The following is a 20,837-nucleotide window of genomic DNA, read 5'->3' as shown; positions in this document are numbered from 1 at the left end:
CTACAGCTCTACCGCGCGCTCTTCACCAAACGCCTGCTGCAACGCCACACCGGCCCCCATCAAACCTGGATACTCGGCCGTCACCAGCCAGACCGGGATGCCTTTGAAGTAATCGCTCATCACCCCCTTCTCGGCAAAAGCGCGCTTGAAACCGCTGTTCATGAAGAATTCGGTAAAACGCGGCACCACGCCGCCAACGATGTACACGCCACCACGACCGCCGACGGTGAGCACATTGTTACCTGCCACGCGCCCGAGGAACACACAGAATTGCTCCAGCACGGCGGCGGCAACAGGATCGCCCGCGACGGCTGCCGAGGTAATGGCTGCCGGAGATTTGAGCACCGGTTCGATATCGTCCAGCGCGCAGCTGACCTGGTAGAGCAGCAACAGCCCGGCACCACTGAGTACGGTTTCAGCGCTGACGTGTTCATGCTCCGCCATCAGGCGCATCCACAGCATGGCTTCGCGCGCATTGCCGATGGGCAGATCGATATGCCCCCCCTCGCCCGGCAAGGCCATCCAGTGATTGACGCCGACACTGAGCAAGGTGCCAACGCCGAGCCCGGTTCCTGGTCCCACCACCACACGCGGGCGATCCGGCTCGCCGATACCGTGACAGACCGTCAGGTATTCATCGTCAGCCAGGCGCGTCATACCCAGCGCCATGGCACTGAAGTCGTTGATCAACAGCAGATCATCAATTTTCAGATTCGCGGAGAACGCCGATTTGCTGAGCTTCCAATGGCTGTTGGTAAACTCGAATTCGTCGCCATCCACAGGCCCGGCAACCGCCAGACAGACTGAACCTACGTCGCCTCTTTGCAGCTCCAGATCCTGAAGATAGACCTCAACGGCCTTCTCCGGGCTGGCATAGTCGATGGTCGGGAATACCCGGATCGAATGCAGCTTGTCGTCTTCCCAAATGGCAAAACGTGCATTGGTACCGCCAATATCACCGACCAGGGCCAACTTCACTTAAGCGTCTCCAGACTCGAGGTAAAGGCGCTGGCGCCCTGCTCAGCGGAGCTGAAGGCCATGCGCATGAAACCGAACAGTTCGCGACCGCAGCCGACCGCATTGTCCAGATGGCCCACAGCGGGTTCTCTGGCGGCCAATTCTGCCGGTTCGATCAGAACTTGCAAGGTCCCTTTTACGCCATCCACACGGATAATGTCGCCATCCTGCACGAGGGCCAAAGGGCCACCACTGTAGGCTTCAGGGCAGACGTGAATGGCTGCCGGGATCTTGCCCGATGCGCCTGACATGCGTCCGTCGGTGACCAGCGCAACCTTGAAACCCCGGTCCTGCAGGACACCCAGAAATGGTGTCATTTTGTGTAGCTCAGGCATGCCGTTGGAGCGCGGCCCCTGAAAGCGCATGACAGCCACGAAATCACATTCCAGCTCGCCAGCCTTGAACGCATCCGCCAGGTCCTGCTGATCGTGAAAGACTTTTGCCGGGGCCTGAACAATTTGATGCTCCGGGGCGACGGCCGAAACCTTCATCACACCGCGTCCCAGATTGCCTTCCATCACCCGCAGGCCACCTTCAGGTGAGAACGCTTTGGCGACCGGACGCAGGATGTTTTCATCGAGGCTTTCGATCGGGCCTTCGCGCCATACCAGCTTGCCGTCTTCCAGGAATGGCTCCTGCGTATAGCGGCTCAGACCACGGCCCAGCACGGTGTTGACGTCCTCATGGAGCAGACCGGCTTCCAGCAACTCGCGAATCAGGAACGACATGCCGCCAGCAGCCTGGAAGTGGTTGATATCGGCTTTGCCGTTTGGATAGACATGAGTCAGGGTCGGCACGACTTCAGACAAGTCAGCCATGTCCTGCCAGGTCAGTTGAATACCCGCGGCTTGAGCGATGGCTGGCATGTGCAAGGTATGGTTGGTGGAGCCGCCCGTGGCGTGCAGCGCGACAATCGAATTGACCAGCGAACGCTCGTCGACGATTTCGCCGATGGGCATGAAGTTGCCGCTCTGCATGGTCATGCGCGTCACTTGCTGTGCGGCCTCGACCGTCAGGGCATCACGCAGCGGAGTGTACGGATTGACGAATGACGAGCCGGGCAAATGCAGGCCCATGACTTCCATCAGCAATTGGTTGGTGTTGGCGGTGCCGTAGAAAGTGCAGGTGCCTGGGCCGTGGTAAGACTTCATCTCGGAGTCCAGCAACTCTTCACGGGTGGCCTTGCCTTCGGCATAACGCTGGCGGACATCGGCTTTTTCCTTGTTGGAAATACCGGAAACCATCGGCCCGCCCGGAATAAAAATCATCGGCAGATGGCCGAAGCGCAGCGCCCCCATCATCAGGCCCGGCACGATCTTGTCGCAGACGCCCAGCATCAATGCGGCGTCGAACATGTTGTGAGAAAGCGCTACGGCAGTAGACATGGCGATGACTTCACGGCTCGCGATGCCAATCTCCATGCCTGGCTCGCCCTGGGTTACACCGTCGCACATGGCCGGTACACCACCGGCAAACTGACCGACCGAACCAATGTCACGTAAAGCCTGTTTGATCTGGTTGGGGAAGTGCTCGTAAGGCTGATGCGCCGAGAGCATGTCATTGTAGGAGGACACGATGGCAACGTTAGCCGCGTTCATCATGCGCAAAGTGTTTTTGTCTTCAGGACCACAGGCTGCGACGCCATGAGCGAAGTTGGCGCACTGCAGCTTGCCGCGCATCGGGCCGTCGCTGGCGGCGCCTCGAATCAGTTGCAGATAGCGCTGCCGGGTTTCGCGACTACGGGCTATCAGCCGCTCGGTTACTTCAAGGATGCGGGGATGCATGTGCTGAACTCCAGGCTAACGTATGTGGTCACCCGTTTCAGACCTTGCAGATTTCGAGGCACAGGCCTTATCTGTAAAAGCTTGATCTCGATCAACTGTTTTGGCCTTACAGGCTTCTCGTTGTAGATAAAACAAAATATTGCCACTAAAAAGGCTTGTTTTCTATTTCTATGCGAATAATCTTGTAATTCCAACAACAAATTCAGAAAGGACGGCTGTATGACTCTTCGTATCGCAATCAATGGTTTTGGCCGCATCGGCCGCAACGTCCTACGCGCACTGTATACCCAAGGCTACCGCCAAGACCTGCAGGTCGTCGCCATCAATGATTTGGGCGACAGTGAGATGAACGCTCACCTGCTCCGTTTCGACACCGTTCACGGGCCTTTTTCCGGCACGGTCGAGTGTGACAGCGAGAGCCTGACGGTCAATGGTGACCGTATTGCGGTCAGCGCCATTCGCAACCCTGCCGAGTTGCCGTGGAAAGCACAGGACATCGACGTGGTGTTCGAATGCACCGGTCTGTTCACCAGCCGCGACAAAGCCGCTGCGCACCTGACTGCCGGTGCTCGCAAGGTGATTATCTCGGCCCCGGCTCAAGGTGCCGACGCGACCATCGTCTATGGCGTTAACCACGACACGCTGCGTAAATCGCATCAAATCATTTCCAGCGCATCCTGCACGACTAACTGCCTGGCTCCGGTCGCACAAGTGCTGCACCGTGAACTGGGTATCGAAAGCGGCTTGATGACCACTATTCATGCCTACACCAACGATCAGAATCTGATCGATGTCTATCACACCGACCCGTACCGTGCGCGCTCGGCCACTCAGTCGATGATCCCGAGCAAGACCGGCGCGGCCGAAGCGGTAGGCCTGGTACTGCCGGAACTGGCGGGCAAACTGACGGGCATGGCAGTTCGCGTTCCGGTGATCAATGTGTCGCTGGTGGACCTGACCGTACAACTGACTCGCGACACCACGGCTGCGGACGTCAATGCGCTGATGAAAGAAGCCAGCCAGCATTCGAAGGTTTTGGGATACAACACGTTGCCGCTGGTTTCTCACGATTTCAATCACAATCCGCTGTCGTCGATTTTCGATGCCAATCACACCAAGGTCAGCGGCAAACTGCTAAAAGTTCTAGCGTGGTACGACAACGAATGGGCGTTCTCCAACCGCATGCTGGATAACTGCCTGGCGCTGCATAACGCGGAGTAAAACTGGCGGAGTGCTTGCACCTTGTAGGAGCTGCCGAAGGCTGCGATAGCTTTTTTCCTGAGACACCGCTATCGCAGCCTTCGGCAGCTCCTACAGATTTATCCGAGATATCGCCTCCCTACAGACAACAACAGCGACACCCCCTTGACCGAACAATCGGATGAGAAGCATTATCATCCGCTGCTTTTCTCGGTCGAGTACTCCCCCGGTGAGTCAATCGCGTTTAAACGAAGTATTCGTCTCTCACAGACCTATTCTGCTGCGCACCCTGCAGCGGATTGTCAGCAATCACAGCACCGCAGAAGACCTGCTTCAGGAAACCTATCTGCGTGTGACCGGCGCATTGAGCAATCGCGCCATCGAGCATCTGGAACCGTTCATTTTTCAGACCGCCCGCAACCTGGCACTGGACCACTTGCGCACCCGGCGCGTGCGGGAACGCTTGCTGGCCGAGGACGCAACGACGGCCGACATGGAAAACGTCAGTGCGTCGACGACGTCGCTGGAAGACGCCATCCACGCCAGACGGATGGTCGAAGTGCTCAGCAAAAGCATCGCGACCCTGACACCCCGCCAACAGCAGATTTTCAGCCTCAGCCGCATCCGGGGTCTCAGTTACGTGGAAATTGCCGAGCAACTCGGCGTGTCCGCGAGCACCGTGCAGAAGGAGCTGAAATTGATCATGGCGATCTGTGTGGCTGTTGCAACAAGGCTTGACCACCCTTGAACGTTGCAGCAGTCTGCGGCAAATACGGCTTCGGCCGACACGAACAAGAACGACCGAGGACTTCCCGTGAAGGACCCTGAATTCCATCGCGCACGCGCCATCGCTGAAGAAGTGTTGAGCGACAGTGTGATGGATCAAGCTTTGACCTGGCTGATCGAGCTTGATGACAGTGACGAGCAACAGCAAGCCCGCTTTCGGGATTGGCTGGCGGCCGCCCCTGTCCATCGAGAGGCATTTGCCAAGGTTCAGGCAATCTGGCACTCACAACCGGTTGCTCTGACGGCAGTCGAGTTGAACGCCAGCCAGCCATCACGCTGGCGCCGTCTGCGTTCCCGATGGATACCTGTGGCGACTGCCGCCATGCTGCTGATCGGCGTATTCAGCTTCAGTAATCTGGGCCTTCGCATGCAGGCTGATCACTTGACGGTGGTCGGTGAACGTCAGCGCCTGCAGCTTGATGACGGCTCCAAAGTGTTGCTCAACACCAACTCAGCATTTTCCAGTGAGGTAACTGACAAGAGCCGGGTCGCCAAACTGTTGCAAGGCGAAGCCTTCTTCGAAGTACCGGTCAGCCAGGGTCAGCCACTGGAGGTACAGGCGGGCGCGGTGAGCATGCGCACCAATGACAGCGCCTTTGCCGTGCGCTACCTGGATGGCATTGCGCAAATTCAGGTGCAACGCGGGGCTCTTGACGTCCGAGCACCGCAGGGCGACGACGCTGTGAAGCTCGCAGGAGGTGACAGCATTCGGGTGGGCCCTGAAGGTTTCAGCCATCGCCAGAAGCTTGATCCGGGAAAGGATCTAGCCTGGATTCAAGGCCGTCTGGTGTTCGACAACTGCCCGATGGGTGAAGTCCTCGCCGAATTGCGACGCTATTACCCCGGCTGGATCGTCAACACCAACAGCAAACTGGATAGCGTTGCGGTAACCGGAAATTACCGCCTGGACAATCCAATGGATGTGGTCCGATCGCTGGCACATATCACCTCTTCCCAGCTGCATGAACTGCCTGCACTGGTCATTCTCAACTGAGCCGATTTATTTTTACTCGATAGTCATCCGTCGCGCGTCTCGTCTTAGCCAATGCAACTGATTCGTATTAACGACAGTTACAAAAAACTAAAAAGACTGCACAACGGAGCCCTATCGACAATGCGTAATCCCGTCACGCCCCATGCCTCCCGCACCGCCGGGCTGCACAAATCCGCCCTCTCGCTGTTGACCCTGGCGGTTCTGTCCGCCGCTGGCTGGTCCGGCGTTTTGCACGCAGCCAGCGCCAGCGACGCCGAGGGAACAGCGGCATCGACCCGGACTGCCGGTCTTTACGCATTCGACATATCCCAGCAACCACTGGCTTCTGCGCTTAACGAGTTCAGCCGCATCACTGGCTGGCAGGTCGGGGTTTCTTCTGACCTGGCCAACAACGTCACCTCCCCCGGCGCACGCGGTTCGCTTTCACCCGCCAATGCGCTGGAAAGCTTGTTGGCCGGTTCACACCTGAGCTATCGCGTGATGGGAAACAACACGGTCGTGCTGGAAAAACGCAGCGACGGAGTTGTTGCTCTGGGCCAGATCACGGTCAGCGCGACGCGTCAGGCCCAGGATATTGCGTCGGTTCCCAGCTCGGTTTCGGTCCATGAGCGAGGGGAACTGGATCGACAGAATGTGAACACCATTCGCGACCTTGTACGTTATGAACCGGGGGTTTCCGTCGGCGGTGCCGGTCAGCGTTCGGGCACGACCGGCTATAACATCCGCGGCATCGACGGCAACCGGATCCTGACTCAGGTCGACGGTGTCGAAGTGCCTGACAACTATTTCTCCGGGCCGTACGCCAACACTCATCGCAATTACGTCGACCCGGAAATCGTCAAACGCGTCGAGATTCTGCGTGGCCCGGCGTCGGCGCTTTACGGCAGCAGCGCCATCGGCGGCGCGGTCAGCTATTACACCCTCGATGCCGACGACATCATCAAGGAAGGCAAGGACGTCGGCGCTCGCCTGAAAACAGGTTACAGCTCGGCCGATGACAGCTGGCTCACCTCTGGAACACTCGCCGCACGCCAGGGCGACTTTGATGGCCTCCTGCACCTGAGCCAGCGCAACGGCCACGAGGCCGAGTCCTATGGCAGCACCGGCGGTACCGGACTGGAGCGTACACAAGCCAACCCCGAAGATGCACGCACCACCAACATTCTGGCCAAGCTGGGCTGGAACTATGGCGAAGGCTCACGCCTGGGTCTGACCTACGAAAAGTACAAGGATGACCGTGACACTGACCAACAGAGCGCTGTCGGCGGGCTGTTCACTGGCGGCGTAGGCACCGGCCTGAACTTTTACCGTGGGCGCACCGGGAACGACACCATCAGCCGTGAGCGGTTTGGGCTGGAAAACAGCTTCGAGCTCAACAGCCTGTTGGCGGATAACGTCAAATGGAGTCTGAACTATCAGATTGCCAAGACCGATCAGACAACACTCGAGCGCTACTTCCCGATCACCCGGGATGTGTGGCGCTCGCGAGAAACCACTTACAAAGAACGTCAGTGGATTCTCGATGCTCAACTGGACAAGGCGTTCAGTATTGGCGATACCGAGCACCTTCTGACCTACGGCACCACCCTCAAGCAGCAGAAAGTCACCGGCCTTCGTACTGGTGGTGAAGTCTGTGCGTCGACAGCAGGCTTTGGTACTTGCAGGGCAGTCGGGCAGGCACTGCCTCAAAACACACTGGCCCCGTCCAGTGACTTCCCGGACCCCACCATCAATACCTACAGCCTGTTCGCGCAGGACGAAATCCGCTGGAACGACTGGACCTTCCTGCCTGGCGTCCGCTATGACTACACCCGTCTGGATCCGCACATCACTCAGGAGTTTCTCAATACAGTGGGTGAGGATCGGGACAGCGTCAGTGACGAAAGCCAGAAATGGCATCGCGTGTCGCCCAAGCTGGGCGTGACTTATGCGTTCAATGATCAGTACACGTGGTACGGCCAATATGCGGAAGGCTTCCGCACGCCGAGCGCCAAAGCGCTTTACGGACGTTTCGAAAACCTGCAAAGCGGTTACACCGTCGAGCCTAATCCTGATCTCGAACCGGAAAAGAGCAAGAGCTATGAAACCGGCCTGCGGGGCCGCTTTGAGGCAGGCACCTTCGACGTTGCGGTGTTTTACAACAAATACCGCGACTTCATCGACGAAGACCAGATTCAGCCCGGCACTGCAACCGGAGCGACTTTCCGGGCGAACAACATCGCTCACGCGACCATCAAGGGCGTTGAACTCAAAGGCCGCCTGAATCTGGATAAGTTTGGCGCCCCCAAAGGTCTCTATACCCAAAGCGCTATTACCTACTTGTATGGCCGTAACAACGACAGTGGCGAGCCGCTCAATAGCGTCAACCCACTGACAGGCGTGTTCGGTCTGGGCTACGACCAGGATAACTATGGCGGGCTGCTCAGCTGGACGCTGGTCAAACGCAAGGATCGTGTGAGTGAACTTGAATTCAACGAGCCAGACGGTTCATCGAGCCCGTTCAAGACTCCAGGTTTCGGTGTTCTTGATCTCAGCGGGTATTACAAGGTCACCAACGATGTAACCGTGAATGCGGGCCTGTACAACCTCACCGACAAAAAATACTGGCTATGGGACGACGTGCGCGGCTATGACAGCGCTGGAGAAGCGGCCGTCACCGCTCCGGCCAACCTTGACCGCCTGACTCAGCCCGGCCGCAACTTCAGCGTCAACGTGGTCTGGGATATCTGATTAAGCCCCCCCCGCGGACTGTACGTCGTGGGACCGGCTTCAGCCGGAAAGAGGCCCTTACAGTCACAGAAAATGATTCGTCGGGTATACCGCTTTCCCGGCTATAGCCGGTCCCACGATTTTTACGCTTCAAGGGTGGGTCATTCGTCTATTTAACATCCTCTCCATTTTTACCAGGGAAGAACCCAATGACCTCCGAGCACAATCGCCCTGCCCTGCGTTCCCAGCGCCTGAATCAGATTACCCACGCGCCGCACGAGCAACTCGACAAGGCAGTAAAAGCCAATGCGCCTTTTGAAACGCTGGAAAGCTACAAGCGCTTCGTCGTCGCTCAGTATCTTTTTCAGGCAGAGCTGCAGCGGCTGTACAACGACCCCGAGCTGAAGAAAATCGTCCCTGACCTGCCTGCACGGTGCCGTGCAGAACAGGCCAAAGCCGATCTTGCCGACCTGAACACTGACACTCCCCCCGCCATCGCCGGTGCGGTACACAACCCGAGCAAGGCCCAGGCCATGGGCTGGCTCTTCGTGTCGGAGGGCTCCAAACTGGGCGCGGCCTTTTTGATCAAGCGCGCCGCTGCGCTGAACCTGAGTGAAAGCTTCGGGGCCCGGCATCTGGGCGAGCCGGCAGGTGGTAGGGCCGAAGGCTGGAAAAGCTTTATCAGAACTCTGGACGGGCTGGATTTCACCGAGCAGGAAGAGGCTCAGGTGGATCAAGGCGCCATCGCCGCGTTCGAACGCTTCAATGTGCTGCTGCAACACGCCTACGCCTATGCGCCAAAGGTCGAGTCGGTTCAAGCATGAAAAAGCGCCCGGTGCTGTTAAGCTGGCCGGGCTTTCTGAACCTGCCTGTAGTGACCATGACCTCCAAACCACCCGGTACCAGACTCTCTCGCCTTCTGTTCGGCATCCTCGCCTACGTCAGTCTGGGCATAGGGATTGTCGCCATTTTTATTCCGGGCCTGCCGACGACCGAGTTCATTCTTCTCGCGGCATGGGCAGCGACCAAAAGCTCGCCGCGCCTGAGCGCGTGGCTGGAGAATCACAAGCTGTTTGGCCCGATCCTGAGTAACTGGCGCAATGGTCGGCGGGTGACTCGCAATGCCAAGATCAGCGCGACTATCAGCATGCTGCTCTGTGCGGGGTTGATGCTTTATCTGATGCACGGTTGGCCGGTGTATGCCGCCGTTGGCGGCATGCTGCTAGGTAACCTGTGGATATGGTCGCGGCCAGAGCCAGTCAGCAGCAAGTCCTGAGCACTGATCCTCGTCACGCCACTGTCACTCGACATGGCCTAAGGTTGAATCTTCACATTCCCTGAACGTCAACGGACCTTACCGGGTCTACCGTGACACTCATCGACCAGCCAAGGGGCAATGACATGTTCGAACCAGGCCATCTGCATATCACTCGCGCGCCGCTGCAAGCATCGGATTTCGGCTACGACATTCATATCCGTTACGAAGTCAGCGAGCATCCTGAGGAAGGCAAGTGCATGCATTTCACGATGCAGGGCGAAGTCGCAGGCAACACGTTCGAGGATGAATTCGAACTGCCCAAGGATCTGGCCTGCAACTTTGCTCATCACGCCAATCAGATCGCAGTCAAACACGGCATGCCGCACACGGCCCTGGTGCCGCTGGCGATGCATGAAGAATATGATCGTATGTTCAAGGACGTTCACGACAAGCTGGGCATTGAACCGGGTGAGCCGGTGAAGCCTGAGCATTTGGTTTGAAGGCGGCGGATATCTCATCCGGGATTTTTACGTGGGACCGGCTTCAGCCGGGAAGAGGCCGGGACAGACACTGAGTCTTCGTCTGCAGCAACACCGCCTTCCCGGCTAAAGCCGGTCCCACGACAACAAACTATTCCCACATAAGCAGCATCCGGTCAGTCCCCAAATCGACTGCCCTGTCTCTAATCCACAGCGCGCTTTTACTGGCATAATCGCCCCCCTCTTCGCCCAGAGCCTTTAGCGCCCCATGCGTATCCACGTCAGTTTCATCGACCGCGTCGGCATCACTCAGGAAGTCCTGGCCATTCTGGGTGGGCGCAATCTGAATCTGGATGCGGTGGAAATGGTGCCGCCCAACGTTTACATCGACGCACCAACCCTCAGCCATGAGGTGCTTGAAGAACTCAAGGACGCGCTGTTCCGGGTACGTGGCGTTGAAGCCATTACGGTCGTTGATATTCTTCCCGGCCAGCGTCGCCACTTGCAGCTGGATGCATTGCTGGCGGCCATGACCGATCCGGTGTTGGCGCTGGACAGTGCCGGGCATGTGTTACTGGCCAACCCGGCACTGATCGCGTTGATCGGGCGCGAGCCTGCCGGTGAACCGGTGGCCGAGCTGTTTGCCGATCCGGGTCTGCACAGTGCGTTGCTGGAAAACGGCTTTCGCCTGCCTTTACGTGAGGTCACGCTCAACGGTGAAGCGCTGTTGCTGGACGCCACGCCGATTACCGATGCGGGTGCGCTGCTCACCCTCTACCAGCCGAGCCGTATCGGCGAGCGTCTGTCGGCGTTGCATCACGACCATGCAGAAGGCTTCGATGCCCTGCTGGGCGAGTCAACAGCTATCCGCACCTTGAAGGCCCGCGCGCAGCGGGTGGCAGCCCTGGATGCGCCGCTGTTGATCCAGGGTGAAACCGGCACCGGCAAAGAGCTGGTGGCTCGCGCCTGCCACGCGACCAGCGCCCGACACAGCGCGCCCTTTCTGGCGCTCAACTGTGCCGCCCTGCCGGAAAATCTCGCCGAGAGCGAGTTGTTCGGCTACGCCCCTGGCGCATTCACCGGCGCGCAACGAGGTGGCAAGCCGGGGCTGATGGAGCTGGCGAATCAGGGCACCGTTTTTCTCGATGAAATCGGCGAAATGTCGCCGTACCTGCAAGCCAAGCTGTTGCGCTTCCTCAACGACGGCAGCTTCAGGCGCGTCGGCGGGGATAAGGAAGTAAAGGTCAACGTGCGCATTCTCAGCGCGACTCATCGCAACCTGGAAAAAATGGTCAGCGAAGGCACCTTCCGCGAAGACTTGTTCTACCGCCTGAACGTGCTCAATCTGGAAGTCCCGCCCTTGCGTGATCGCGGACAGGACATTCTGTTGCTGGCGCGCTATTTCATGGAACAGGCTTGCGCACAGATTCAACGCCCGGTCTGTCGCCTCGCGACCGGTACCTATCCGGCGTTACTGGGCAACCGCTGGCCGGGCAACGTGCGTCAATTGCAGAACGTGATTTTCCGCGCGGCAGCCATCAGTGACAGCAATCTGGTAGACATCGGTGATCTGGATATCGCCGGCACGGCCGTTGCCGGTGAAATAGATGGCGAAGTCGGCAGCCTGGAACAGGCCGTCGATACCTTTGAAAAAGCTTTGCTGGAAAAGCTCTACGCTGACTATCCGTCGACCCGACAACTGGCGGCGCGCCTGCAGACCTCACACACCGCCATTGCCCATCGCTTGCGTAAATACGGGATTCCCGGGAAAGCCTGATCCAAATCAGGCTTCGGCGAGCCTGCCCCGATAGATCGGCAGGATGGTGTCCCGCGTCAGCGGTGCCAGATTAAGATCCGGGTGACTGTCGGCGCTGATCCAGACGACTTCTTCGATTTCCGCAGCGGGAACGACCTCGACATTGATGCGCACTTCGAACAGCTCGCAGCGCACCTCGAACCCTGGCTCGTTAGCGGCAGGTGCCGAGAACGAGCCGAGATAACCCGCGTTGGCCGGATCGATCCGCAACCCAAGCTCTTCCTCAAGCTCTCGTGCCAGCGCTTCGGCAGCAGACTCACCGGCGTCGATCTTGCCACCCGGCTGCATGAACGCCTGCGTGCCGCGCTTGCGTACCAGCAAGGTCCGTCCGTCCGGCCCGATCAACAACGCTGCAGCGATATGAATCAGCTTCATGAAAATATCTCGGTCTTGAGTTGCCGCGCCTCGTCGGCACGCTCCAGTGCCAGCGCGATCAGACGATCAATCAGACCGGCGTAGGACAAGTCCGTGGCCTGCCACAGCTTGGGGTACATGCTGATCGAGGTGAAACCGGGAATCGTGTTCACTTCATTGATGATGATGTCCCGCGCCTCGGTGACGAAGAAGTCCACCCGCGCCAGACCGGCACAGCCCAGTACTTGATACGCACGCAGTGCAACCTCACGCACCTCGTCGCTGACATCGGAGGCCAGCTCAGCGGGGATCGCGATGCGTGCCTGATCACCGTTCAAGTATTTGGTGTCGTAGGCATAGAACTCGTCATTGGCGATCACCTCACCGCAAACACTGACTTGCGGCTGACGGTTGCCGAGCACCGCACATTCAACTTCGCGGCCAACAATGCCTGTTTCGATCAGCACCTTGTGGTCGTACTCGAAGGCCAGTCTCAAGGCCGCGCTGTAACCGGCTTCATCGGTGACTTTGCTGACACCCACCGAAGATCCCTGACTCGCTGGCTTGACGAACATCGGCAAACCAAGCTGTGCGACGACTGCGGCGTACTCCGCCGACTCTCCATGACTGACCACCACAAACGGCGCCACGGCAATACCGGCGTCGCGCAGCAGGCGCTTGGTCACGTCTTTGTCCATGCAGGCCGCCGAGGCGAGAACATCCGGACCCACACAAGGAATCGCCAGCAAGCGCAACAGGCCCTGCAAAGACCCGTCTTCGCCGAACGCGCCATGAATCAGCGGGAATACGACGTCTATGCGCGGCAGCTCTACACCCGACTCTACATCTACAAATTGCCCGCCAAGACTGCCCGGCAGCAACGCCAGGCGTTTGCCCGCAGCACTGAGACTGATTCTTGCCGGATCGTTGGCGTTGCGCAGGTAATCGCTTTCATCGAAGCGCAGCCAGCGACCCGACTTGTCGATGCCAATCAACGTCAGATCATGAGTACTGCGATCAATCGCGTTGATCACATTCCTGGCTGACTGCAGCGAGACTTCGTGCTCGCTGGATTGTCCTCCGAAGAGGATAGCGACTGATTTTTTCAAAGCGATAACTCCCGATTTTCAGGCCGCAGAGTCAAAAGCAAATTCGCGCTTTAGTCCAGTGGCGATGCGTGCAGGTGGTCGTCGGAGTCAAAAAAAAGGCAAAAAAAACTCACGAAACGGAGGATCAGGTTCTGATCGTCCATCCCGTGAGAGCAAACCGCGTCATTCAGCGTCGGCGCTGTCTTTTTTCGTGCCAGAGCCAAAGGTGGCGAAGCGCTTGTTGAAGCCCGCAATTCGGCCTTCAGTGGTGGTTTTACGTTGTTGCCCGGTGTAGATCGGGTGTGAAGCGCTCGACACATCGAGGGCTACGTAAGGATAGGTTTCGCCGTCACTGTGTTTTTGCGTGCGATCTGTATCAACGGTCGAACCGATGAGGAAGAACGCATCAGCCGCCGTGTCATGGAACAGCACTGGACGGTAAGCAGGGTGGATATCAGGTTTCATGATGTCTCCGGATCGCTGGGTAGATTTGAGTTACAACATAACATATCGACCATTCCAGACCAAAATCGATTGTCGTGACTTGCATCATTCGTGAACTTGATTAGGCGGACACTAGCCGCTAAGGTTCGCCCCGCCGTTGCTGGATCAACGGTCCGGGACTGGTCTCCTGGCGCACCGGCCGGATGGAAGCAAGCCATGTCTGAACCCGATCATTATCAAATCTCTCCCCACGCCTATAATCGCCTGATCGAAGCAAGGGATTCGCTGCGTTTGCTTGACGGCTATGTCAACAAGACCGACGTGCTGTGCAACCCGTCGATGCTGATCGGCTATGTCTCGATGCTACAAAACGCGTTGCAGGAAGTGATCACTGCCAGTACACCCTCGCAACCTCGCGATGCGTTCATGCGCAAGGCCGATGAACTGGGTTTCGTCGCGCTGAACCCCAAGGAAGAGGCGCTGATCAAACATCTGCGCTGGACCAGCCATGAAGGCCGAGAAGATATCTACGAAATGGCCGAGCGCCTGCGCCATATCAAGCCCTGGATTCTGACGGACTGAATTCGCCGCCTGCCCAACCCGATCCCTATAGTTCAACTATCCTCGATTCTGCCGATAGTCTTCAGAAGACTATTGCTCCCTGACTCCCGACCTGCTGAACGACTGCAGCGCCAGTCGCCGCAGGAACAGCGCCGAGCCAGAACCACACAAAAATCAGATCGAAAAACCACCGTCCTTAGCCCCAGGAAACCGTATGAGTCTGTCGATTCTCAGTCGTTACGCCTTCTTCGTTGGTTGTGTGCTTTTTACCCTGCTCAGCTTGCCATTCTGGCATCACGAATGGTTGTGGCCTTTCACACTGCTGACTGCCTTGCTATCGCTCGTAGGGATTATCGATTTGCTGCAGTCGCCTCATTCGGTACGGCGCAACTACCCGATTCTCGGCAACATTCGCTACGCCGTAGAAGCCATCCGCCCGGAGATCCGTCAGTACTTGCTGGAGTCCGACAGCGACGCTCTGCCCTTCTCACGGGCACAACGCTCGCTGGTGTATTCCCGAGCCAAGAACGAATCAGCGGACAAGCCTTTCGGCACGTTGATCGATGTCTACCAGACCGGCTTCGAGTTCATCAGCCACTCCATGCGCCCAGCCCCGCTGAGCGATCCGAACGCGTTCCGTGTCATCGTCGGCGGCCCGCAATGCACGCAGCCGTACTCGGCCTCCATATTCAATATTTCGGCGATGAGCTTTGGTTCGCTGAGTGCCAATGCCATTCGTGCGCTAAACAAAGGCGCCAAGCTTGGCAATTTTGCCCATGACACCGGCGAAGGCAGCATCAGCCCTTATCACCGGGAATACGGCGGTGATCTCACCTGGGAGTTGGGCAGTGGCTATTTCGGTTGCAGGACGGCAGATGGCCGTTTCGATCCGCAGCGCTTCGCCGCGCAAGCACAGGATCCGCAAGTCCGGATGATAGAAATCAAGTTGAGCCAGGGTGCCAAGCCGGGCCACGGCGGCATCTTGCCGAAACATAAGGTCACCAAGGAAATCGCCGAAACACGTGGCATCCTGATGGGCGAAGACTGCGTCTCGCCGTCACGTCACAGCGCGTTCTCGACCCCCTTTGAACTGATGCAGTTCATCGCACAATTGCGTGAGCTGTCGGGAGGCAAACCCGTCGGCTTCAAGTTCTGTCTGGGTCATCCGTGGGAATTCATGGGCATCGCCAAAGCCATGCTGGATACCGGCATCCTCCCGGATTTTATTGTGGTTGATGGTACCGAAGGCGGAACGGGTGCCGCGCCGGTGGAGTTCACCGACCATATGGGCGTCCCGATGCGCGAAGGCTTGTTGTTCGTGCACAACACCCTGGTGGGCCTTAACCTGCGAGACAAGATCAAACTGGGTGCCAGCGGCAAGATCGTCAGCGCCTTCGATATCGCCAGCGTATTGGCCATCGGCGCAGACTGGGCCAACTCCGCACGAGGCTTCATGTTCGCCATCGGCTGCATTCAGTCGCAAAGCTGCCACACCAACAAATGCCCCACCGGAGTCGCGACTCAAGATGCGCTGCGCCAGCGCGCACTGGTGGTACCGGACAAAGCCGAGCGGGTGTTCAACTTCCATCGCAATACGCTCAAAGGTCTGGCCGAAATGCTCGCAGCCGCTGGTCTGGATCACCCTTCGCAGTTAGAGGCTAAGCATCTGGTGCGCCGCATGTCGGCCACCGAAATCAAACTGTTTTCACAGTCTCATGTGTTCCTTGAGCCGGGGCAATTGTTGACTGGAGAGGTGGACGGCAGTTTCTATTCAACGATGTGGCAGATGGCGCGGGCTGATAGTTTTGAGCCTAATGCGATTCCCTGACGACCTCGATTTTGCTGCTGAGACTTAGCGAGGCGACACGGGTTCAAGTGAATATAGCCATAGCTGAGTATCACCAAAAGCAACATGACTGATGGAACGCCAATGGGCAGGAACATCGAGTTTGTGTCGATTGGTTTCATAGACAAGCCAAACGCGTTGCGTATCAACGGGGATCAATGCGTAGCTATCGATGTATAAAGCGTCAGCGTCCTGGCTCCAAAGGGAGCCTGGCCCCCGCTTGTCAGGGCGTCCTTCCAAGGCTTGGCCGGGTGTGTAAAGCAACAGTGTGGTGGGTGTCCGGTTGTAATAGGTAGCCCCTAAATAGAGGTACCGACCATACACCAGGACCCTATCGCCCGAGGCCCAATGCTCGTTCAGATAATTCATGACCTTATCAGTGCCGGCCTCCTCGGATTGATAGGGATTATTAAGCCTGTGTACACCCGTATAGACACTGTAAAGACCACATGCTTCTACCATGACAAGCGTAATCAGGCAGACAATTCCGAGCCGAAAATAGCGCTCCATCAACTTATCGAGCACAAGTGCTATCAACAAAGGCAACCCCATCGCGGAAAACACAAAATAACGCGTCCAGAACAGTGGTAATTTTAGTGACACCAAGGCCATCAGCAAGATGGGAGTAAATGTGTACAGAACCATTAGAAGATTAAACCTGTGGTCGCGGAGGTCTGATTTCAGCAGCGTCACCGTTGTGACGGTGGCGATGAGCGGCGCACCTACATAGGCCACAAACGGTCGGCTCGGACCGGATTCAAGCGCTAGGAATTCCCAGATCATTGAAATAACGGAGGAGAAACTGACCTGCGGAATCCAGCCAATCGCGTTGGTATGGCCCAATTGTGCAATCAACGAAGGGATCCACGGGAGGTAAAGCACCGCGATCGCAAGATTACTCATCCACCATGCTTGCTTCCTGACAAACAGCTGACCGTTATCGTGAATGAACAACAGATATACCCAATGGGCAAACAGGCAAGGCCCCGCAAAATAATGCGTGTAAAAACCTGCCGCCATGAGCAGCGTATAGACGAATAAATACCGGTGATGCGTTGGGTTTTTTACCCAGTAGACCAGTGCCAACGTCGCGGCTACACAGCACAGAGCCAGCAACGCATACATCCGCGCCTCTTGACTGTATCTAACAGCAATCGGTAATAAAGCCGATAGAAATCCTGCAAGAATGGCAGCTCGCCTGGAAGCAATCATCCCCACAAGCCACACACTGATAGGAACTGTCAGAGTACCAATCAACGCACTCATCACGCGAACTGAGAATACGCTATCGCCAAAAAATCTCATCCAGAAGTGAAGTAAAAAATAGTAAAGGGGAGGATGAACATCTTGCGCACTATGAAACCAGATCAAGGAGGGCGTCGTTTCACTTACCAACACACTGTAAGCTTCATCAAACCAAATAGATGAATTGATGATACCGTATGAACGAACTGCAGCTGCAAGCACTACAATGGGCAGAATTTGATAAGTCTGAATGATAGTGCCTAGCAAGGCTAAGCGAGAAGCAGGTTGCATAGTGCTCTCCTTTTGTTGGACAGTGCCTTTAAAGCTATATCCATTCTTCTCCATCAAAACGGTGCGTTATCATTTTCCAGAAACTCATTATCTCAAGGTACTCTTGACTGTCTTCACGAATCGCCAAGTAAATTTGACTGAATCCCCACGGTGCTTCCCACCACATAACGCGGCCTGTGTTTGGCCTCCATGTATATGCGTCCCACATACTCACCTAAAACACCAATTCCGATAAGTTGAATACCACTGAAAAACAGCAGCGCCGCCATCAGCGGTGAATAGTCCGGGATATCGTGACCCATCACCAACCGGTCCACCGTACGAAAAATCCCGTAGCACACCGCAAACAGCGAAAGCGAGCAGCCTATATAAGTCCAGATTCGTAGCGGTACGGTGCTGAAAGAAGTAATGCCATCCAATGCCAAATGCCAAAGCTTTCGGGTGTTGAATTTGGTCTGCCCGGCGACCCTACTGGCTCGATCGTAGTCCACAATCACGGTATGAAAACCCGCCCAGGAGAGTAATCCCTTCATAAACAATTCATGCTCTGGCAGTGCTTTTATAACGTCCACGACTTTGCGATCCATCAAACGGAAGTCACCCACGTTTGCTTCGATCCGTGTACTGCCAATGACATTCATGACCCGATAAAAAAAAGCGGCTGCGTATCGTTTCAAACGGCTGTCAACCGAGCGGTCCTGGCGTCGGGCCAAGACCACATCAGCGCCTTTTTGCCACTCACTGATCATCCGTGGAATGACACTAATCGGGTCTTGCAAATCGACATCAATCGGAATGACTGCATCACCACTGGAGTACTCCAGCCCCGCCAACAAAGCAGCCTCCTTGCCAAAGTTGCGGGACAGATTAATCAGCAGCACCTCGTTGTCATCAGCAATGAGCCCCCGAACCACCTGCTCAGTTTGATCAGTGCTGCCATCATTGATAAAAACAATCTGCAGAACACTCCCCTGCAATAAAGGCTCCTGCCTGACTGCCTGGTAAAACAGCGGAATAGCCAGCGCTTCGTTAAAAACCGGCGCTATCAAAGAGATTTTCAAGAGGGCCTCCTGAAAATCAAATACCTGGAACAGCAATAGCCAAGGCTCAGGCTAAGCGCTGAAGAAACAACAAGCGTCACCAGCAGAGGTGTCTCTTGCCCATCCGATATATGGCCAACGATAAAACTCATCGCCCCCATGAAGGACATGAAAAGCAGATAGCCCGACCATGACAGTCGTGCGCTGAAGGTATAAATAGCATTGGCGTAAAACGAGAAAGAAGCAGCTACAACAAAGCCGACCAGATTGCCCAAAGATTGAGGGGCGAACCAACCCAGGCACAAGATAAGAAACACCGTCCAATGGATGACAGTGTTGCAGATGCCTATCAACAGATAGCGTGAAAATCCTCTTAGATCAGGTGTCATGCGGGCATCACCCTGGCTTCACATCATGTACCGGCTTCCCTGCCAACCGACAGCACACCTGGATGACACCCTAAGTAAAGGACACGCTCTTGAATAGCGTATGACCAATAGTCGGAGACCCCAACGAAATCGCCCGAGCGTGTCGAGACATTCTGTAATTAGCCTGCCTTTGCATTTGCCTTGAAAATCCTCCACCCTGCCGCGCCGCCAAACCTGCCAGAACACCCTGATTGACCGGCGGCGCGGAACCTAGAGCCCTTGCGGCTGATCTTTATCCCTTATGACATTAAAGAGCCTACCGTTATGGCTAACGGACGCGACCTGCGCATCGACTTCTTTCGGGGCCTGGCGCTGATCTTCATTTTCTGGGATCACGTGCCTGACAACCCCCTTGCTCAACTGACCGTACGCAACTTCGGCTTCAGTGACGCTGCGGAAATTTTCGTCTTCCTGGCGGGTTACGCGGCTATCCTTGCCTACGGCCGTATTGCCCGGCGGGACGGCTTTGTTGTTTCTACCGTACGAATTCTGCGTCGCACCTGGGTGCTTTATGTGGTGCATATCTTTTTGCTGACGCTGTTGATGGGCATCGTTTTCGTTGCCAATAATTACGTAGAAACCCGCGACATGATTCAGGAAATGGGCCTGCAACATTTTGTCGCTGACCCGCAGCAGGCTCTGGCCGATCAATTGCTGCTGCGCTTCAAACCCAATCTGACCGACCCGCTACCGCTGTACATCCTGTTGTTATTGGCATTGCCGCTGATCCTGCCAATGATGCTGCGCAACCTGACCCTGACGGTAGGCTTGTCGATTGGGCTGTATCTGATGGTGCCGCTGCTGGGCTGGAATATTTCGGCTTATGAAGGCGGTGGTGTCTGGTACTTCAACCCAGTGGCCTGGCAGTTACTGTTCGTACTTGGCGGTGCCTGCGCACTGACTTCCGAAGCGAAACCCTCGACCGATATCGAACCGCGGCCTCTGACCAGACAACCCCTGTTCATGATCTCTGCGATGTATCTGTTAGTTGCAGCAGTCATGGCGTTCTCGTGGAAATTCCCGTTACTACACCCGGCTCTGATGCCGCAGTTCGTTGCCGATGGGCTTTACCCGATCAACAAGACCGATCTGGGTCCGCTGCGTTTGCTGCACTTTCTGGCCTTGGCGTATTGCGTCGCCAAACTGTTACCCGCACACAACACATGGGTGCAGAGCTGGCCTGCGCGACAAGCATGCCGAATGGGTCGCTACTCGCTGGAAATCTTCTGCCTGGGCGTGCTGTTAGCGCCAATGGCCGACATGGTCAACGCGCTGGCTGGTGACACCTGGCCAATGCAAGTCTGCACCGCACTCCTCGGCTTGGTGCTAATGATGCTCATGGCCGCCTGGCTCGACCTCAACAAACGCCTCGGCCGACCAAAACCCGCAAATGCGGTCGCGGTTTGAGACCAGCGTCACAATAAGACCTCCTCTCAGAAGTTTCCTACGACCTTATCAGGCCAAGTTTTTCCTTCATTGGCCGCTAAGAAAGAGGTA

Annotated in this window: 19 protein-coding genes; 11 read left to right on the top strand and 8 right to left on the bottom strand. The window is 56.6% G+C overall.

Annotated elements, in window-relative coordinates:
• Together CKW31_RS10070 and edd are read right to left on the bottom strand one after the other, a co-directional pair.
• A complete protein-coding gene (locus CKW31_RS10070; RefSeq protein WP_095094187.1) occupies window positions 1–978 on the bottom strand; it encodes a glucokinase in 978 nt (325 codons plus the stop codon).
• Window positions 975–2,801, bottom strand: a complete 1,827-nt coding sequence (edd, locus tag CKW31_RS10065) for a phosphogluconate dehydratase (RefSeq protein ID WP_095094186.1) — start codon at window positions 2,799–2,801, stop codon at window positions 975–977. The genes CKW31_RS10070 and edd overlap by 4 nt, the downstream gene beginning before the upstream one ends.
• A gap of 219 nt (window positions 2,802–3,020) precedes the next feature.
• Between edd and gap the strand changes: the two genes are divergently transcribed.
• The 8 genes from gap to CKW31_RS10025 all read left to right on the top strand — a co-directional run bounded on the left by gap (window position 3,021) and on the right by CKW31_RS10025 (window position 12,004).
• The gene (gap, locus tag CKW31_RS10060; protein WP_027898731.1) at window positions 3,021–4,022 is read left to right on the top strand and encodes a type I glyceraldehyde-3-phosphate dehydrogenase; all 1,002 of its coding nucleotides are present in this window, start codon (window positions 3,021–3,023) and stop codon (window positions 4,020–4,022) included.
• Window positions 4,023–4,230: 208 nt separating this feature from the next.
• On the top strand, window positions 4,231–4,749 hold the full coding sequence (locus CKW31_RS10055; protein WP_095094185.1) for an RNA polymerase sigma factor: 519 nt from the start codon (window positions 4,231–4,233) through the stop codon (window positions 4,747–4,749).
• Between the two features lie 66 nt (window positions 4,750–4,815).
• Window positions 4,816–5,781, top strand: coding sequence for a FecR domain-containing protein (locus CKW31_RS10050; protein WP_371856713.1), 966 nt, complete (start codon window positions 4,816–4,818; stop codon window positions 5,779–5,781).
• Between the two features lie 120 nt (window positions 5,782–5,901).
• Window positions 5,902–8,511 carry a TonB-dependent receptor gene (locus CKW31_RS10045; RefSeq protein ID WP_095094184.1) on the top strand — a complete coding sequence of 870 codons (2,610 nt, stop codon included), beginning with the start codon at window positions 5,902–5,904 and terminating at the stop codon, window positions 8,509–8,511.
• Window positions 8,512–8,699: 188 nt separating this feature from the next.
• Window positions 8,700–9,314 (top strand): biliverdin-producing heme oxygenase, encoded by a 615-nt coding sequence (locus CKW31_RS10040; protein WP_095094183.1) that lies wholly within the window; start codon window positions 8,700–8,702, stop codon window positions 9,312–9,314.
• A complete protein-coding gene (locus tag CKW31_RS10035; protein ID WP_095094182.1) occupies window positions 9,311–9,766 on the top strand; it encodes a YbaN family protein in 456 nt (151 codons plus the stop codon). The genes CKW31_RS10040 and CKW31_RS10035 overlap by 4 nt, the downstream gene beginning before the upstream one ends.
• Before the next feature lie 125 nt (window positions 9,767–9,891).
• A complete protein-coding gene (locus tag CKW31_RS10030) occupies window positions 9,892–10,248 on the top strand; it encodes a DUF5064 family protein (RefSeq protein WP_095094181.1) in 357 nt (118 codons plus the stop codon).
• A gap of 247 nt (window positions 10,249–10,495) precedes the next feature.
• Window positions 10,496–12,004 (top strand): sigma-54-dependent transcriptional regulator, encoded by a 1,509-nt coding sequence (locus tag CKW31_RS10025; RefSeq protein WP_095094180.1) that lies wholly within the window; start codon window positions 10,496–10,498, stop codon window positions 12,002–12,004.
• Between the two features lie 6 nt (window positions 12,005–12,010).
• On the opposite strand, the gene CKW31_RS10020 is transcribed toward CKW31_RS10025, so the two are convergent.
• From CKW31_RS10020 to CKW31_RS10010, 3 genes are all read right to left on the bottom strand, one after another.
• Entirely contained in the window at window positions 12,011–12,418 is a 408-nt protein-coding gene (locus CKW31_RS10020) for an NUDIX domain-containing protein (RefSeq protein ID WP_095094179.1), read from the bottom strand.
• Complete coding sequence (ddlA, locus tag CKW31_RS10015) at window positions 12,415–13,506, bottom strand: D-alanine--D-alanine ligase (RefSeq protein WP_095094178.1); 1,092 nt, start codon at window positions 13,504–13,506, stop codon at window positions 12,415–12,417. The genes CKW31_RS10020 and ddlA overlap by 4 nt, the downstream gene beginning before the upstream one ends.
• A gap of 162 nt (window positions 13,507–13,668) precedes the next feature.
• Window positions 13,669–13,950 carry a type B 50S ribosomal protein L31 gene (locus CKW31_RS10010; protein WP_095094177.1) on the bottom strand — a complete coding sequence of 94 codons (282 nt, stop codon included), beginning with the start codon at window positions 13,948–13,950 and terminating at the stop codon, window positions 13,669–13,671.
• Between the two features lie 195 nt (window positions 13,951–14,145).
• Between CKW31_RS10010 and CKW31_RS10005 the strand changes: the two genes are divergently transcribed.
• Window positions 14,146–14,511, top strand: a complete 366-nt coding sequence (locus tag CKW31_RS10005) for a hypothetical protein (RefSeq protein WP_095094176.1) — start codon at window positions 14,146–14,148, stop codon at window positions 14,509–14,511.
• Between the two features lie 193 nt (window positions 14,512–14,704).
• Window positions 14,705–16,318 carry an FMN-binding glutamate synthase family protein gene (locus CKW31_RS10000; RefSeq protein WP_095094175.1) on the top strand — a complete coding sequence of 538 codons (1,614 nt, stop codon included), beginning with the start codon at window positions 14,705–14,707 and terminating at the stop codon, window positions 16,316–16,318.
• A gap of 24 nt (window positions 16,319–16,342) precedes the next feature.
• On the opposite strand, the gene CKW31_RS09995 is transcribed toward CKW31_RS10000, so the two are convergent.
• The 3 genes from CKW31_RS09995 to CKW31_RS09985 form a co-directional block, all read right to left on the bottom strand.
• A complete protein-coding gene (locus CKW31_RS09995) occupies window positions 16,343–17,872 on the bottom strand; it encodes a glycosyltransferase family 39 protein (RefSeq protein WP_176469849.1) in 1,530 nt (509 codons plus the stop codon).
• A 113-nt stretch (window positions 17,873–17,985) separates the two neighbouring features.
• Window positions 17,986–18,933 (bottom strand): glycosyltransferase family 2 protein, encoded by a 948-nt coding sequence (locus tag CKW31_RS09990; protein ID WP_095094173.1) that lies wholly within the window; start codon window positions 18,931–18,933, stop codon window positions 17,986–17,988.
• Window positions 18,930–19,301: a GtrA family protein gene (locus CKW31_RS09985; RefSeq protein WP_095094172.1), complete on the bottom strand. Its 372-nt coding sequence runs from the start codon at window positions 19,299–19,301 to the stop codon at window positions 18,930–18,932. The genes CKW31_RS09990 and CKW31_RS09985 overlap by 4 nt, the downstream gene beginning before the upstream one ends.
• Before the next feature lie 303 nt (window positions 19,302–19,604).
• On the opposite strand from CKW31_RS09985, the gene CKW31_RS09980 reads away from it, so the two are divergent.
• Entirely contained in the window at window positions 19,605–20,747 is a 1,143-nt protein-coding gene (locus CKW31_RS09980) for an OpgC domain-containing protein (RefSeq protein ID WP_095094171.1), read from the top strand.
• Window positions 20,748–20,837: the final 90 nt, after the last annotated feature.

The sequence above is a fragment of the Pseudomonas sp. Irchel 3A5 genome (assembly GCF_900187575.1).
Lineage (GTDB): Bacteria > Pseudomonadota > Gammaproteobacteria > Pseudomonadales > Pseudomonadaceae > Aquipseudomonas > Aquipseudomonas folii.
Note: the sequence above shows the minus strand (reverse complement) of the source record. Positions and strands in the feature narration are given on the sequence as shown.